Origin of the sequence: Lysinibacillus sp. Ag94 (assembly GCF_023242215.1) — a bacterium.
In the GTDB taxonomy this organism is placed as follows: domain Bacteria; phylum Bacillota; class Bacilli; order Bacillales_A; family Planococcaceae; genus Lysinibacillus.
In genome coordinates, this window is sequence record NZ_CP096780.1 from 4,539,043 (window position 1) to 4,555,144 (window position 16,102).

Sequence of the window (16,102 nt, forward strand, 5' to 3'; positions counted from 1 at the left end):
ATTCACCTACACTTTCTCACGGGCATTTTTACCAAAGATACCCGATGGTCTGAAGATTAAAATTAAAATTAAAATAACAAATGCCGCTGCATCACGCCATAAAGAGAAACCAAGTGCACTTACGAATGATTCCACAACACCGAGCAGCATACCGCCAACCATGGCACCAGGAATAATACCAATACCGCCAAGTACTGCCGCTATGAATGCTTTAACCCCTGGAATAACACCCATTAATGGATCGATTTTTGTGTAATATACCCCGAAGATAACACCTGCTGCACCCGCTAAAGCTGAACCTATTGCGAATGTCGCTGAAATTGTATTATCTACATTAATGCCCATTAAACGTGCTGCATCGGCGTCATGAGAAACCGCACGCATCGCTTTCCCGATTTTTGTTTTATGTACGATGAATTGTAAAAGAATCATCAGTACAATTGAGACAGATAAAATTAATATGGATGTACTACTGATTTGAACACCAAAAATATCAAATGATTTATTTTTAATGACATCAGGATATGCCGCAGGTTGCGCACCTCTGAAGAAAATCGTTGTATATTCGATTAATAGCGATACACCGATTGCCGTAATTAAAGCAGCAATACGTGTGGCATTTCGCAAACGCTTATAAGCAATACGTTCAATTAAAACACCAAAGATTGCACAGACTGTCATTGCCAATAACAGTGCTGGAAAGAAACCAAGCTCCCATTTAGCCATTGCATAAAAGCCAATAAATGCCCCAATCATAAAGACATCTCCGTGGGCAAAGTTAATCAGCTTAATAATCCCGTATACCATCGTATACCCCAGCGCTATTAATGCGTAGATACTACCTAGTGAAATACCATTCACAAGCTGCTGTATCCATTCCATGAGCGTTCACTCCTTTTTATTTTTTGAAAAGTGCAAAAATAGGACTTACTTCTACATGTTATTATTGAAAATAGAGTAAATTGTGTCCTCTTAAAAATTTTTTCATCATCTATCTATTACGCCTTGGTGTATCTGCATTCATCTCTTCACCTTCAATGGTGGGGGCCTTTACTGAATAAGAGAAAACAAAAAGGGAAGGCGTGTTTACCCGCCTCCCCTTGCCTAGAAAACATTAAGGATTAACTTTAGAGTTGAACACTTGTTTACCGTCTTTAAATTCAAGAACTGTTGCTGTTTTAATTGGGTTATGATTTTCGTCAACTGAGAAAGTACCTGTTACTAAAGAAAGATCTTTTGTGTCAGCTAATGCATTTTTAATTGCTTCCCCATCCGTTGAGCCTGCACGTTTAATAGCATCTGCAATGTAGTAAATTGAGTCATAGCCAAGTGCATTAAATGCATCTGGTGCTTTATCATTGTTCGCTGCTTTAAACGCCTTTACGAAGTCTTGAATTTTTTGATCTGGGTCTTCTGCAGAGTAGTGGTTTGTAATGTACGTGTTATTTAGCGCTTTCCCACCAGCTAACTCTACTAATGTTGGTGAATCCCAACCGTCAGCCCCCATCAGTGGTACATCAATACCCATTTCACGTGCTTGTTTAACAATTAAACCGACCTCTTCATAGTATCCTGGGATAAAAATAAAGTCTGGCTTCTCTCCTTTAATATTTGTTAACTGTGTACGGAAATCAGTATCCTTCGCTACATACGCTTCTTCCTTTACAACTTTCCCGCCATTTTCTGTAATTGTTTCTTTAAATGATTTCGCTAGGCCTTTTGCATAATCAGATGCGTTGTCCGCAAAAATAGCTACATTTTTAGCTTTCAATTCATTCGAAGCGAAGTTTGCTGCTACAATCCCTTGGAATGGATCGATGAAACAAGTACGGAATGCATACTCATTAATGCTACCGTTATCATTTACTGTAATGTTTGGAGCAGTACCAGAACCAGTAACGATTGGGATTTTATTTTTATTCGCAATTTGCACAGTAGCAACTGTATTACCAGAAGTTGCTGGGGCTAACATCGCTACTACTTTATCTTGCGTTGCCAGTTTAATAGCTGCTGCAGTAGCCTCCGAGTTTTCTGATTTGTTATCTACTTTAATAAGGTCAATTTTTTTACCGTCGATCCCACCATTGTCATTAATTTCTTTAACAGCAAGCTCTGCACCCAGAGCAATTGACGAACCATAGGAAGCTACGTTACCCGAAAGTTCTAAGTTTGCACCGATTTTAATCGTATCACCGTCAGAAGAACCGCCACCGCCTGAAGATGATCCTCCCGAACTTGAACTACCTCCATTACCACAGCCCGCAAGAACGCCTGCAAGTAATGAAGATGCCACTAAAAGTGAGCCAAACTTTTTAAGCTTTTTGTTCTCTCGCATAATTTTATTCCCCCTGAGTTTTTTCAAATATTAGATATTTCTGATAATTATAAACAATCCGCGGCATTTCCTCAATAACAAAAATAACCAAATAATAATTTATAACTATCTATTACTAAGTCGATATATTATTCAATTAAACCTTTTACATTGTAAAACATTCTTTATTTTTAGTCTAGAGTGATTTTTCTGTATAATTAGTAATTTAAGAATTATCTATCAATTCAGAGTGAACATTACTATAAAACTATTTTTTTTACAATAAAATCTCATTAAAAGATGCCCTTTTTCAAAAATTGCTAGATCTAGCATACAAAGCGCTAAGGCGTTTTCGCAAAGTATTAATACGGAAATACAGTACTTAGCGGGCGCAATCGGAGTAAGATAATCCCAAAAAAGCTTAGAGCTAGGTATTTCTACGGCTCTAAGCTTTTTTCAATGCAAACACACAGAGGCGTTCGTTAATATTTGTTTCATGTTCAAGATGAACCTCATGGATTAATTCAAAAGGCGTCCCATGATGTAAAAACTGTAAATAATCATACGGAGGGTAATATAAAATAATATGAATTTCACGCATATGCTGTTCATAAGACTGCCATATATTATGAATTACTGTACGAAAAATATGAATTGAAAACGGATTGAAAAAAAAGAAAACGGTGTCGCTTGGCTGAATAGCATAGTCCTCCGCTATTGAATGAATAAAGGAAATCGGTGCTTGAGCGCTCTTTTTTTGAAGATAGCCACTTTTATTATTTTCAGCCTCTGCATAAAAACCTGCATCCATTTCTACCCCAATTGCCGGAATATGAAATTTATCATGTACATAAATAGGAACTCTCCCTTTTCCACATCCCATATCGATAAACACTGGATTATCAGGCATCTCATACTCTGCAAATAATTGTTCTAAGCCAGCATACGGTGTTGGCTCATAGCGATGATAATGAGCTAGTTTAGGGAAGCCGTATTGTTCACCTACTGTTTTAATATGTAAATATTTATCAAATTGATGTTCATTCATACTATTACTCCTAAAAAAAGAATGATTAATTTTAGCACGATAAAAAGAAAAAACCATCCCCAAAAGTTTTGAGGGCACTTGGTGAGGCTTTTGTGTTGTTAGCGATTTTTTGATGTTTATCAGCGATTTATCTGGTTTTATCAGCGATTCCTTGTTGTTTATCAGCGATGTTTCCGGTTTTATCAGCGATTCTTTGTTGTTTATCAGCGATTCTTCCGGTTTTATCAGCGATTCTTTGTTGTTTATCAGCGATGTTAAAAGTTTTGGAATATGTTTTTTAACGTCCTCCCTTTAAAACAAAGAGCATTGTAACTATTAATAAGGCAATCAAACAACAACAATCGTATAACAGTTCCTTACTTTAATTGTGCATCGCTTTTGCTAGGCCACATAGGTCCTCCATTTTCGTCAGGTCGTTATATTGGATCAGCACCATATGGTCTTTCCCCCTGCTTATCACCATTTTGAAGCTATTTTACATTGCTCTTCTATTGACAATGTCTTCCTAGGCGAATTATCATTGATTGCGAATGATAATCATTGATAATTCATTCATATGGTTAACTAAAAAATGAATAGGGGGGAAAGTATGATTATTGTTACAAATCGTATTCAAGTAAAACCCGGCTTTGCTGCAAAAATGGCACCGAACTTTACAAAACCAGGACCTCTACAGCAGTTTGAAGGCTTCCATAAAGTGGAGGTATTAATTTCAACTGATGATCCGACTTATGACGAAATGAGCGTCAATATGTACTGGGAGTCCAAGGAGCATTTCCAAGCTTGGCGTAACAGCGATGCATTCGCTGCAGCTCATCACCGTCCTGGACAAAGTGCTGAGGGAGGAAAGCCTGAAAACAGTCCACTTATCGGTAGCAAAATAGTTATAGCCGAATTAGCTTCTTCGATTGAAGCGTTACGCTAATTTTTAACTTCTTTCAGCAACTGAAAGAGTAACAACTAAAATATCTTCTGATTCTATCTAAAACATCCTGCATTTTTGAAAATGCAGGACTTTTTTGAATTATTGCATGAAAATAACTAAAACATAGCCAAGTATTGATAAGCAAACCGAACCGATAAGTCCTGCAATAAACGCTTTTACGCCTAATTGTTTAAAAGTTTTTATCTCTACATTTAAACCTAATCCAGCCATCGCCATCCCAATTAAAATATAAGCGATATTTACAAATGTTTGCGCTACATTAGCTGGTACAATCCCTAACGAATTAATAGCACTCATCGCTAAAAAACCAAGAATAAACCATGGAATTATCGACAGCGAAAACCTTTCTTTTTCCTGCCCCTTATCAATTCTTCGATATAAAATACCGATGACAATAGCTACCGGTACAAGCAATGCGACACGTGTTAGCTTCACAATAACTGCCGTATCAACAGCTTCATTTCCACCAGCTGAGGCTGCTGCAATAACATGAGCAATTTCATGTAGCGTGCCTCCCGCAAAAATACCATATTCAGTAGCTGTTAAGTTAAATACTGAATATAACACCGTGTAGACTAATGTGAAAACAGTCCCTAGTAATGCGACTATCGCTGCGCCCACCGCCGTTTCTTTTTCATTCGCCTTAATTTGAGGAGCAATAGCGACAACAGCAGCTGCCCCACAAATAGCTGTACCACAAGCTGTTAATATGCCTAGCTTTTTATCTACATGAAATACCTTCGTTAAGCCGTATACAACCACTAAAGCAAATACTAGATTAATAAAGGCAATAAGGAAAACATTCGCGCCAGCATTGTAAATATCCGCTAAGTTTAAACGCATCCCCAAAAAAATAATACCGAGGCGTAACAATTTTTTACTTGAAAATGTTATACCTGTTTGCCAAGAATCCTGCACTTTAAAAGCTGCTCTCCAAGCCATACCTAATATAATGGCAATGACAAGCTGCCCTAATATTGAGAAGAACGGGAATGTCGAAATATACTTTGCTACTAAGGCAATTATGAGTGTCAACAATATCCCCTTCATAAACGCTGGGGTCAGGAAACTTTTTACCCTATGCTGCCTATCATCCATGTTGTTCACTTCTTTCATCCTTGATGATTTTACTTTATTAGAAAGTTAATCATCAGTAAAATACATATATATAATTATAATTATTAATATTTCTAATGATAGGAGTGATGATATGCAATTTGATGCTTTAAGAACGTTCATCACACTGGTGGAGGTCAATAATTTTACGAAAGCCTCCGAAATACTTCATATTTCGCAGCCCAGTGTCAGTTTACACATTAAAAATTTAGAGCAAGAATTTCAAACGACTTTATTTATCCGTTCGCCAAAATCTGTACAAATCACACCAACTGGAGAAATTTTATATAAACGAGCTAAGCAAATGATGGCCATTGCCGAGGCAGCAAAAGAAGATATTTTAACCTATCACCATGAAATTCAAGGTACACTTGTGATTGGCGCTAGCTTTACTATTGGGGAATATATATTGCCTCCTATCATAGCGAGCTTACAGCAGCAATTCCCTCAGCTAGAGCTTCAAGTTATTATTGGCAATACGAAAGAAATCATTCACTATACGAAATTGTTACAGGTCGATATCGGTCTTATTGAAGGACAAGCACACGACCATGAACTTCTTATTAAACCGTTTATGCAAGATGAATTATTTATTGTCAGTGCGAGTAATCACCCTCTTGCAAAGAAGGCAACAATTACGGTTTCGGACTTGCAGCAACAAAATTGGGTTGCACGTGAAGAAGGCTCAGGCACACGTTATTATTTAGATCATTTATTTAGAGCAAACGGACTCCAAGTACGTTCACTTCTTACTATTAGTAGTAATCAAGGTGTGAAAGAAAGCGTTATACAGGGGCTTGGACTTTCATTACTGTCCGCTAGTGTCATCGAGCGCGAATTAAAAAATGGCGATATAAAAATCTTACCCCTCGAGGAACAATATTTTATACGAACATTTTCTTATTTGTGCTCGCCTACAATGAAAAATAAACGCAATGTTGACATTCTTTTAGAGGCGCTGCTAAAAAAGGCTTAAATAGTATAACTTCGGAGTCAAGTCCTTAATATTGTGTAAAATTCTATACAATGTTCTTCAACTCTGACTTTAGTTTATGTTGGAATTCGCCGCTAAAAGTGTGAGTTGCGCCACTAACCAAAGGAAGAACGCCGCTAAACACGAAATCCCGCCGCTTCGGCAAAACGAGGGGTCGATTTCTGTACCGACTGGGCGCTTTGTAGCTGACGCTTCGCTTTCGCTACAGAAAGCATTTGTTGCTGACGCTTTAGTGTCTCGGGCCAACACGATGTTGGTCACGAAGGCGTTATCACAGGATGTGATGGTTTTAGCCTTCGTTCCTCTCTATCACTAATCTCCTAGGAGTCGCCCAGTCTCCACTACAATCAACATTTGCATGGCATACTTTATAGCAAAATGTCATCTCTAAATTATATGTAACACTTACCACAACGATGGGGTATTTCCGTTCCACATAGTATATACCTAGCATGAACTAAAACTTCAGCAATAATGTTTATCTGAGCGAGAGCGAAGCGACAGCACCGCAACACTCGCAAAGATTCCCTTGTTCATTTTTTTAACATTTGAATGTTAGAGTTTTACTACTCGCTAATCTTACTTTATAATTCTCGGATTTAGACGTTTAAGCTCCTGCTTATGCTCAATAATTTCTACAAATTTCAATGCTGCTCGTGATAAAGGTACGCTTTTCAAATAGCACATGCCAATGCTTCGTGTCGGTATACTCTCTGTTAATGTTAGCTCATATAAAAATCCTCGCTGCAAATAATCATTAGAAAATTCTTTCGTCACACAAGCAATTCCTAAATTACTGCGTGCAAATTCCAGCACTAGATCATGTGAACCAAGCTCAAACTCCGGTTCAATGAAGATCCCTCTTGCAAATAAAGAATCTTCTACATACTTTCTTGAATTTGATTTTTTCTCTAAAAAAATAAGCGGAAACTTTAACAAATCCTCAAAGCTTAAGCTTTTTGATGCCAACGTTTTGTACTTCTCGCCGCATACAAAAATATCTTGAACCTCGGTGCACACGGTTAACTGTAATGTCTGATCCTCTATCGGGAAATTACAAAGTCCTATATCAACCTCACCCGATTTAATAAAGTTACAAATTTCCGAAGTCGTTCCATTTAACATTTGTAATTTTATATTTGGATACATTGTATGAAACGTCTCTAGATAAGGCATTAAATAAAAACGAGAAATAGTGTCCCCAACGCCAATTTTCAATTGACCCGTTGTTAAATTTTTGAATTCTAGCAGCTTCTCCTCACCAGCATCTAAAAGGCCTAACGCGGAATTTGTATACTCATATAAAAGTTTACCCTCCGTTGTTAACGTCACCCCTTTAGGTGTGCGGTTAAAGAGACGTGTACCTAGCTCCTTTTCTAATTGCATCATAGCTTGGCTAACAGCTGGTTGAGTCATATATAAATCTTTAGCCGCACTTGAAAAGCTATTATTTTTAGCAACAATACTAAAAACACGATATAAATCTAATTTCCCTATCATATAAGCACCTCTTATAGCTATTATACGAACTATTAATTTTACTTATATCACTAATGAGGCGTATAGTAAAACTATATTGGTTTTATTTAACATAAATTTACCCATTTAATAAGGAGAGATTATTTTGGAACGTGTAGTTGGTACAGTAGTAAGAGGTCTTCGTGGTCCAATCATTAACGAAGGCGATAATATTGAGCAAATCGTTGTTGATACAGTATTAAATGCAGCTAAGGCTGAAGGTTATTCCATTGAAGATCGTGACATTGTCACAGTAACAGAATCTGTCGTAGCGCGTGCACAAGGTAACTATGCATCCATTGATGATATCGCAGCTGACGTAGCTGCTAAATTTGGTGATGATACTGTTGGTGTTATTTTTCCAATTCTAAGCCGTAATCGTTTTGCTAACTGCTTACGTGGTATTGCAAAAGGCGTAAAAAAAGTAGTTCTTATGCTTAGCTATCCATCAGATGAGGTGGGGAACCACCTAGTTGATATCGATGAGCTAGATGTAAAAGGGATTAATCCTTGGACAGATACTTTAACTGAGGTTGAATTCCGTGAGCATTTCGGGTATAAAAAACATACATTTACAGGTGTAGATTATATCGAATATTATAAAGAACTAATCGAAGCTGAAGGCGCTTCTTGTGAAGTTATTTTTTCAAATAACCCAAAAACAATTTTAGACTTTACGAAGAGTGTGTTAACTTGTGATATTCATACACGCTCACGTACAAAACGAATTTTAACGGCAAACGGCGCTGAAAAAGTATACAGTCTTGATAATATTTTATCTGAACCTAATAATGGTTCTGGCTTTAACGCGGAGTTTGGTCTACTCGGTTCAAATAAAGCTACTGAAGATAGCGTAAAATTATTCCCACATACATGCCAACCGATTGTTGATGGCATTCAAGCAAAAATCAAAGAAGCTACTGGTAAAACAGTGGAAGTAATGGTTTATGGTGATGGCGCATTCAAAGACCCCGTAGGGAAAATTTGGGAGTTAGCTGACCCGGTTGTTTCACCAGCTTTCACTGCTGGATTAAACGGCACGCCAAACGAAGTAAAACTAAAGTACTTAGCTGATAACGATTTTGCGGATCTTCGCGGCGAAGAATTAAAAGCAGCAATTTCGGAGTATATCCAAAACAAAGATGAAGATTTAACTGGAAAAATGGCTGCTCAAGGTACAACGCCTCGTCGTTTAACAGACTTAATTGGCTCTCTTTCAGACTTAACTTCAGGTTCAGGCGACAAAGGAACACCAATGATTTATATTCAAGGTTATTTCGATAACTATACAAAGTAATTTTTTAAAAAAAGTGCGAGCTGGCCGCTCGCACTTTTTCTACTGACATATTTATATTTTTATATACTAATTTACTTTTGAAGCACTAAATATTACACCAGCAGCTTCATCATATTTTAAGTTATACCGAATCGTATCTTTCTCTACAGTTGTTTCATTCTTTTGATAGTCATAACTTTCGTCAAACAAGCGTAAATCCTTCAACACAGCACCAATATCGTTTTGGCTTAAGTCTGGGTTTGTCATACCTATTAACAATCCCATGGAAAGTATGATATCCATCCCTTCTCCTTGCCCCACCATAATCAACTCATGTACTGCGCCTTTTTCATCAATATTTTCAATTAAAGTAATATCCTTACCCAACTTTGAAGTAATTGTTTCTTCTTCTTTCTTTGTATTTTCAAGAGAATATGAGAAGTCTAGTTTTTTCACTTCTTTGTTGAATGCCTCTATAAATTCTTCTTGATTATTATAAAGTGGCAGCGTTGTTGCCTTTCCAATTATCATCGGTGAGACAAAGTAGACGCCTGCTATTACGGTAGCTATAGTACGTTTCTTCTTAGTAAGCCGCCCCTGTTTCCACATAAGAAATACGCCCAAAGGAGGAAAAATAATTAACCAAAACCACATAAACCAAGCTGTTTTAACAATGGGGGTTCTAAGTTTTGACTCTGCTTTATGCACCATCTTTCTTTCCCCCTTTTAACAATTCTTCAATTTTAATAGTAAATATATATTTTTTAGCATTATCTGTACCTACATGCAAGGAGTCTTTTAATATATTTACAACATTTTTATCATATGGTGTGTTCTTTTCGTCTTCCATTAAATGATTAAAAAGTGACTTCCCTTCAAAATCAGCCGTCTTAATATGAAAGCTTTTTTGTAGTAATTGTTCCCCTTCTAATCGTTGAAGTTTCTTTTGATATTGTGAGATTACTGTTGGCGTTTCTGTTTTTTTGACCAATAATTTATAAAGCTTTTTAGCATCCCCATATTGCTTTTGGTAAAATGCTTCTTCTGCATCGCTCGTTAAAGACTCTACTGTTTCAGTATAAAAAGATTTAATCTTATCCAACTGTTTTATCTTCTGAGCCTCTTGGATAATGCTGAAAGTTTCTTCGTAATCTTTTTTATCCCTAGCATTTGTAGCTTTATAAAGTAATTCATCGATTTTTTCATTGTCTTTCATTTGTTTTAATAAACCACTAGCTTTTTGCTTAATCTCGTCATTAGAACGTCGATTTTCTTTGATATAAACTGCATAGTCTTTAGCTACAGAATATTCCCCTGCATTAGCCTTAGATTCAGCTAATTCATAAATAGCATTCACAGACTTTTGAATAAGACTATCTGTTTTACTACTACCTTTATTCAATTCGTAAATCTTTTCAAGTTCACTAATAGCTCCCTTATAATCTTTGCTGTTATATAAATTCGTTGCCATTGTGTAATAGTTTTCCGCCTTCACTTGATCCTCATCTATTTTGGGCTCCGGTGTTGAAGGCACAGGTTTTTTTGGAGCAGGTTTTGATATACTGCTACTGCCATTAGATGTACTACCACCATTATGATAATGATATTCTCCGTATTGTAATCCCCATTTTTCACAGTTAGTTCGACAAGTATGTCCTCCATTACTATCCGTTCTACCTGGATGGGCACTTGCTGTAAACGGTAATAGTAGTAAAAAACTGCAAACTAATACACTAATTTTTGACAAATAACCACTTCTCACTACTTCTTCCTCCTATCTACAATAATTGACATATTTTATCTTATATCATATTTCCCATGACGCAAAGATAAAAGAGAGAAATAGGAGTATGTTTAGTTTTAGCAAAGATCCCTCACCAAGAAGACGATTGTAACGAAAACAAACTCCCTAAGTGAGGATGACAGGAATCGAGCCTGCATGTCCATTCTGTAAAAGGATACGCCACCATTGCTTACTTCCTCATACTCATTATAAATTTTTAACTTCATGTTGATTCATTAAGGTTTTACTCCATCATTTAACCAATGTTCGCTTGTTCGAGCATGATTCTGTCTCACAAATTTCCCCTAGGTATTATTCATAATGGACTGTTTTCATGCATATATTTATAAAAAGCTCCTCATATGTGGGACGGGTCTGGATTTTGAGATTTCATACAGGCTCGCTTTATGCACCATATGACCTCTTCAACCCCTCCACAATATCAGAAACTCCTTTCATTTTCTCCATTATTACTTTTCGGAATCCACCTCTTTTTTATTATTTTTTTGATACACACCACGGATTTGATATATCAAAATAATATTAAATAACATTAGAACATACAGATATTTTTACCTATCTCAAATACCCTGCGCTCCATTCAATATTTTTCGAATCAACAATAACAAATTGATCTTAAAGTCACATTTAGATACTCACACAAAATACGGGATACCAATCGAAATTTCTACCTAGCAAGCGTCCCAAAATACCTTTTAACGCATAGCATTACTTGAAAGAATAAGCGTTTCCCCGTCATTTCTTTGCTTCCTTTCAAGTGTCTATATCATGTATAAAAACATTCTTCCTTCATTATCAAAAATTAAAGTATGGAGATTAATTTCAGAGGGTTAAAATCATTTAAGTTGGTTGTGACATTTGTAAAAACAATACTATGAATATAAGTCAGTTCGAGGGCGACTCTCCAGGGATCGACGTCGCAGACGAGACCTAGGAACGTAGATCAACTTATAGACATATTGATACAATAAAATTCTATAACCTACTATAATTTAACTAAACTGGGAATTAGGCTAAAAAAAGACTGCCCCCAATTTTTAGGAACAGTTTTTCAATAAATATTTGATTTTCTTTTACAACTTAATTATAGCATAAATTTGCCAATATTACTAGACTATACTTCTTTCTAAACTAGCTGTATGATAAATTTCCCGCATCAAAAACCATGCAAATAATTTTATGGAGAGGAATGTGAGTAACATTGGAAAAACAATATGAATGGACAGAGGAAAAACAGTATCTTGTTCTTTGTTTACACACAGTTGGTCACAAAAAGGAGGAGTTACTGCAAAAGGAAAAGGATGTTAGAGACAATGTTTTAACATTAAAGAAAACCTTTTGGGACGACGTCAGAGTGAACTTAGATACTCCGGAGGATATAGACGAGACCTATTATGCTATTAAACAACAGGCAGAGCTCTTATCAGATTCTCAGCATGCTCAGCAACGTGTCATCAAAGATGTAAAAATATATGACCGTTTGCAGCAATCACCCTATTTTGCTCGCATTGATTTTTTACAGGAAAGTCATAACGAACCTTTTAAGATTTATATCGGTGTCGCAACCTTAATGGATGAAGAGAATGAAAACATATTAATTTATGATTGGCGAGCCCCTATATCAAGTATGTATTATGATTTCACGCCTGGCCCAGCTACTTATGAATCAGTGACTGAAGAAATTCATGGTGAGATACTTTTAAAACGGCAATTTATCATTAAAAATGGGCAATTACAATCGATGTTTAATACAGGTTTAACGATTGGTGATGATTTATTACTCGATATTCTCGCTCAAAATGCAAACGAACATATCCGTAGCATCGTAGCAACGATTCAAGCCGAGCAAAATAAAATTATTCGACATGTCAACACTCCTTATCTAATCGTAGAGGGTGTCGCAGGTAGTGGAAAAACGGCAGTAGCTCTCCAACGTGTTGCTTATTTGTTATATCATTATCGAGATCAAATTACTGCTGATCAAATTTTATTGATTACACCTAATCAGCTTTTTAATCAATATGTTCATACCGTTTTACCGGATTTAGGTGAAGACAATATGCAGCAATTAACCTTCTCCGAATATGCAACAAAACGTTTAGGTCGACAGTTCCAATTAGAATATCCTTATGAACAATTGGAGTCACTTTTAACAGAGGAAGATGACTCACTCTACCAAACGAGACTTATGATTATTTCTTTTAAAGCTAGCCTTCACTATCGAGAATTGCTGGACACATATATTGAGCACCTTGCAAATGAAGGTTTGCTATTTAAAAATATTGTTTTTCGCGGAGAAAGAATTATTACCGCTCAAGAAATTGCTGAATACTTTTATTCATTCAATGCCTCAATGCCCATCCCAAATCGACTGCAGTTAGTGAAAGAATGGTTATTACAACAATTATCGAAAATTGAAAAGGCAGAACGGACAAAAGAATGGGTAGAAGAAGCCAGTGACCTTTTAGACATTGAAGAGTATACAAAGGCTTATAGCGAGCTTTTGCATGAAGGTCGGTTTTCAGAAAACTCTTTTGATGATTTTGAGCAAGAGCGCAAGAAAATAGCTAGCCAAATTGTCAAAAAGCAGTTCAAGCCTCTTCGTCAATCTGTGAAACAATTGAAGTTCGTTCATATGTTAGGTATTTATCGTCAATTGTTTGAAATGAACAAATCTATTCATCGACAATTGCAGCACCTTTTACCTGACCATTGGGAAGAAATCTGTCAGCATACACTCCCTAATTTAGCAAAGCGTATTATTTCGTATGAAGATGCCGCTCCATTTTTATATTTACAGGACAAAATAGAGGGTCAACGAACAAATACGATGATTCGTCATGTTTTAATTGATGAAGCACAAGACTATTCTCCATTTCAGCTATTTGTCTTACAACAATTATTCCCACGTGCACGTATGACTATATTGGGTGATGGGCATCAAACCATCCATCCTCATACCTTTAAAAATCCTTCACTGCTGACACCACAATTATATGGTGAACAAGCAGAAAAAATGATATTAACGAAAAGTTATCGCTCAACAAAACAAATTATTCACCTTACTTCGAAGATTTTACACGAGGACGCAAAAGTAGAAGCTTTTAACAGAACCGGTCCCGAACCAACTATCACAATTGTGTCGAATGAAATACAGTTAATTGAACAGCTTGTCGAAAAGATTAACAGCTTGTCCCTAAATTTCGAAACAATTGCCATCATCTGTAAAACAGAGCAAGAGTGTACGATGGTTTTTAATAAAATGAAAGACCAAGTAGATATGCAACTCATTACCCATGATACAAAACAATTTAAAAAAGGCATTTTACTGTTACCTGCTTATATGGCAAAAGGAATTGAATTCGATGCTGTCTTGATATACAATGCCTCTTTGGCTAATTATTCTAGGGAAACAGAACGTAATTATTTCTACACAGCTTGTACACGAGCTATGCACGAATTGCATATCTATTCCATTAATGAATTAACACATTTTTTAAAGCTTTAATATCAAAAAAGAAGAGAAGCTGCATATTTCCATAGACACTCCATGGAACACTTGCAGCTTCTCTTCATCTATCAATTATGCCCCTATCGGCCAAAAGAAGTTAAATGTAGTACGTATAATCCTCTGGAATAACACGTTTTAAGAATTTCTTCGTGCGTTCCTCTTTCGGATTAACAAATATATCATGAGGATTTCCTTCCTCTACAACGACACCACCGTCCATAAAAATCACCCGATTGGCTACGTCTTTCGCAAAGCCCATTTCATGTGTGACCACAAGCATTGTTGTTCCTTCTGCTGCAATGTTCTTCATAACCTGAAGGACTTCTCCTACTAGCTCTGGGTCAAGTGCAGAAGTCGGTTCATCAAATAAAATAATATCAGGATTTAATGCTACTGCTCGTGCGATACCGACACGCTGCTGCTGACCTCCTGACAATTGACTTGGATAGGCATCATATTTTTCCGATAAGCCTACTTTATCAAGCGCCTTTTTGCCAATTTCAGTCGCTTCTGCCTTCGGAATTTTTCGTCCTATAATAAGCCCTTCTGTAACATTTTCTAGCGCCGTTTTGTTCGTAAAAAGATTGTAGTTCTGGAATACAAAGGCTACACGCTGACGGATCGAATGTACGTCCTTCTTCTTCACATTTTGAAAATCTACTTGGATATCGCCAAATGTCGCATGTCCTTGGTCAGCCTTCTCTAAAAAGTTAATGCAACGCAATAATGTTGTTTTTCCTGAGCCACTTGGGCCTAAAATAACAACAACATCACCTTTATCAATGGCTAAATCGACGCCTTTTAAAATTTCATTGTCACCAAATGATTTATGAATATTTTTAATTTCTAACATACACGTTCACCCCTTAAGCTTTTGCCACTTTAAATTTACTTAAATGTCTTTCATAGCGTTTAAAAATGTATTCAACCGTACTACATAAAATTAAGTACACAATGAAAATATCAATATATGCTTCTACGTAATTGTAGCCAACATTAGCAGCTACCTTAGCCTTTAATGTAATTTCAGGTAAGGACATTGCATAGCCTAAAGACGTCGCTTTAATGAGATTGACTGTAGCCGTACAAATATTCGGCATAGCTACTACTAAAGCCTGTGGAATAATAATACGGCGATAGGCTTGAAATGTTGTTAAGCCTACTGCATGAGCAGCCTCTAGCTGTCCTTTTTCAATCGTACTTAAAGCTGAACGAAATACCTCAATTAATATTGCTGTTGTACTAAATGCGAAGACGATAAATGCATACCAAATCGGATTGATTTTATAAATATCGTAGACAATATTATATTTCTCAAAAATCATTTTAAGTAGTAATGGAATACTACTATAAATAATAAAAATTTGAATGATTATAGGTGTACCTCGGACAAAGGAGACATAAATTTTCGCTATATGATGGAGCACTGGGATTTTATTGATGCGTGTTAGTGCTAGTAGAAAGCCAAGTGGTAGAGCAATAAGCATAGCAACAATTGTCACAAGGAGTGCGATAGGTACACCTGATAATGCAACAAAAAATGTTTCAACTAAAAATTGATAATTCATGATTTCG

At 36.4% G+C, this 16,102-nt stretch carries 13 protein-coding genes and 1 tRNA gene; 4 read left to right on the plus strand and 10 right to left on the minus strand.

The features are described from left to right. Positions 1–6 precede the first annotated feature (6 nt). The 3 genes from MY533_RS21605 to MY533_RS21615 form a co-directional block, all read right to left on the minus strand. Positions 7–882 (minus strand): branched-chain amino acid ABC transporter permease, encoded by an 876-nt coding sequence (locus tag MY533_RS21605; protein ID WP_132362611.1) that lies wholly within the window; start codon positions 880–882, stop codon positions 7–9. Between the two features lie 232 nt (positions 883–1,114). Continuing rightward, positions 1,115–2,335 carry an ABC transporter substrate-binding protein gene (locus tag MY533_RS21610; RefSeq protein ID WP_248717511.1) on the minus strand — a complete coding sequence of 407 codons (1,221 nt, stop codon included), beginning with the start codon at positions 2,333–2,335 and terminating at the stop codon, positions 1,115–1,117. A 424-nt stretch (positions 2,336–2,759) separates the two neighbouring features. Continuing rightward, complete coding sequence (locus MY533_RS21615) at positions 2,760–3,362, minus strand: class I SAM-dependent methyltransferase (protein ID WP_248717512.1); 603 nt, start codon at positions 3,360–3,362, stop codon at positions 2,760–2,762. 589 nt (positions 3,363–3,951) lie between these two features. Between MY533_RS21615 and MY533_RS21620 the strand changes: the two genes are divergently transcribed. Further along, positions 3,952–4,287 carry a heme oxygenase gene (locus MY533_RS21620; RefSeq protein WP_132362605.1) on the plus strand — a complete coding sequence of 112 codons (336 nt, stop codon included), beginning with the start codon at positions 3,952–3,954 and terminating at the stop codon, positions 4,285–4,287. A 99-nt stretch (positions 4,288–4,386) separates the two neighbouring features. Here the strand turns inward: MY533_RS21620 and MY533_RS21625 are convergent, their stop codons facing one another. Next, on the minus strand, positions 4,387–5,406 hold the full coding sequence (locus MY533_RS21625; RefSeq protein WP_248719273.1) for a YeiH family protein: 1,020 nt from the start codon (positions 5,404–5,406) through the stop codon (positions 4,387–4,389). 112 nt (positions 5,407–5,518) lie between these two features. Here MY533_RS21625 and MY533_RS21630 point away from each other — a divergent pair, with 112 nt between their 5' ends. Further along, a complete protein-coding gene (locus MY533_RS21630) occupies positions 5,519–6,400 on the plus strand; it encodes a LysR family transcriptional regulator (RefSeq protein WP_248717513.1) in 882 nt (293 codons plus the stop codon). 597 nt (positions 6,401–6,997) lie between these two features. Here MY533_RS21630 and MY533_RS21635 read toward each other — a convergent pair. After that, positions 6,998–7,918 carry a LysR family transcriptional regulator gene (locus tag MY533_RS21635; RefSeq protein WP_248717514.1) on the minus strand — a complete coding sequence of 307 codons (921 nt, stop codon included), beginning with the start codon at positions 7,916–7,918 and terminating at the stop codon, positions 6,998–7,000. A 124-nt stretch (positions 7,919–8,042) separates the two neighbouring features. On the opposite strand from MY533_RS21635, the gene MY533_RS21640 reads away from it, so the two are divergent. Further along, complete coding sequence (locus MY533_RS21640; protein ID WP_248717515.1) at positions 8,043–9,233, plus strand: coenzyme F420-0:L-glutamate ligase; 1,191 nt, start codon at positions 8,043–8,045, stop codon at positions 9,231–9,233. 66 nt (positions 9,234–9,299) lie between these two features. On the opposite strand, the gene MY533_RS21645 is transcribed toward MY533_RS21640, so the two are convergent. From MY533_RS21645 to MY533_RS21655, 3 genes are all read right to left on the minus strand, one after another. Continuing rightward, positions 9,300–9,923 carry a hypothetical protein gene (locus MY533_RS21645; protein WP_248717516.1) on the minus strand — a complete coding sequence of 208 codons (624 nt, stop codon included), beginning with the start codon at positions 9,921–9,923 and terminating at the stop codon, positions 9,300–9,302. Further along, complete coding sequence (locus MY533_RS21650; protein WP_248717517.1) at positions 9,913–10,974, minus strand: YHYH domain-containing protein; 1,062 nt, start codon at positions 10,972–10,974, stop codon at positions 9,913–9,915. The genes MY533_RS21645 and MY533_RS21650 overlap by 11 nt, the downstream gene beginning before the upstream one ends. Positions 10,975–11,126: 152 nt before the next feature. Beyond that, a tRNA-Cys gene (locus MY533_RS21655) sits at positions 11,127–11,195 on the minus strand. A 1,022-nt stretch (positions 11,196–12,217) separates the two neighbouring features. Between MY533_RS21655 and helD the strand changes: the two genes are divergently transcribed. Beyond that, positions 12,218–14,524: an RNA polymerase recycling motor HelD gene (gene helD / locus MY533_RS21660; RefSeq protein ID WP_248717518.1), complete on the plus strand. Its 2,307-nt coding sequence runs from the start codon at positions 12,218–12,220 to the stop codon at positions 14,522–14,524. A 100-nt stretch (positions 14,525–14,624) separates the two neighbouring features. Here the strand turns inward: helD and MY533_RS21665 are convergent, their stop codons facing one another. Together MY533_RS21665 and MY533_RS21670 are read right to left on the minus strand one after the other, a co-directional pair. Then, entirely contained in the window at positions 14,625–15,380 is a 756-nt protein-coding gene (locus MY533_RS21665; protein ID WP_248717519.1) for an amino acid ABC transporter ATP-binding protein, read from the minus strand. A 13-nt stretch (positions 15,381–15,393) separates the two neighbouring features. Beyond that, the gene (locus MY533_RS21670; protein ID WP_248717520.1) at positions 15,394–16,095 is read right to left on the minus strand and encodes an amino acid ABC transporter permease; all 702 of its coding nucleotides are present in this window, start codon (positions 16,093–16,095) and stop codon (positions 15,394–15,396) included. Positions 16,096–16,102: the final 7 nt, after the last annotated feature.

What these genes read in the sequence shown, in the direction of transcription:
- MY533_RS21605 (WP_132362611.1), bottom strand. Translation starts at nt 882, where the DNA reads ATGGAATGGATACAGCAGCTTGTGAATGGTATTTCACTAGGTAGTATC.
- MY533_RS21610 (WP_248717511.1), bottom strand. Translation starts at nt 2,335, where the DNA reads ATGCGAGAGAACAAAAAGCTTAAAAAGTTTGGCTCACTTTTAGTGGCA.
- MY533_RS21615 (WP_248717512.1), bottom strand. Translation starts at nt 3,362, where the DNA reads ATGAATGAACATCAATTTGATAAATATTTACATATTAAAACAGTAGGT.
- MY533_RS21620 (WP_132362605.1), top strand. Translation starts at nt 3,952, where the DNA reads ATGATTATTGTTACAAATCGTATTCAAGTAAAACCCGGCTTTGCTGCA.
- MY533_RS21625 (WP_248719273.1), bottom strand. Translation starts at nt 5,406, where the DNA reads ATGGATGATAGGCAGCATAGGGTAAAAAGTTTCCTGACCCCAGCGTTT.
- MY533_RS21630 (WP_248717513.1), top strand. Translation starts at nt 5,519, where the DNA reads ATGCAATTTGATGCTTTAAGAACGTTCATCACACTGGTGGAGGTCAAT.
- MY533_RS21635 (WP_248717514.1), bottom strand. Translation starts at nt 7,918, where the DNA reads ATGATAGGGAAATTAGATTTATATCGTGTTTTTAGTATTGTTGCTAAA.
- MY533_RS21645 (WP_248717516.1), bottom strand. Translation starts at nt 9,923, where the DNA reads ATGGTGCATAAAGCAGAGTCAAAACTTAGAACCCCCATTGTTAAAACA.
- MY533_RS21665 (WP_248717519.1), bottom strand. Translation starts at nt 15,380, where the DNA reads ATGTTAGAAATTAAAAATATTCATAAATCATTTGGTGACAATGAAATT.
- MY533_RS21670 (WP_248717520.1), bottom strand. Translation starts at nt 16,095, where the DNA reads ATGAATTATCAATTTTTAGTTGAAACATTTTTTGTTGCATTATCAGGT.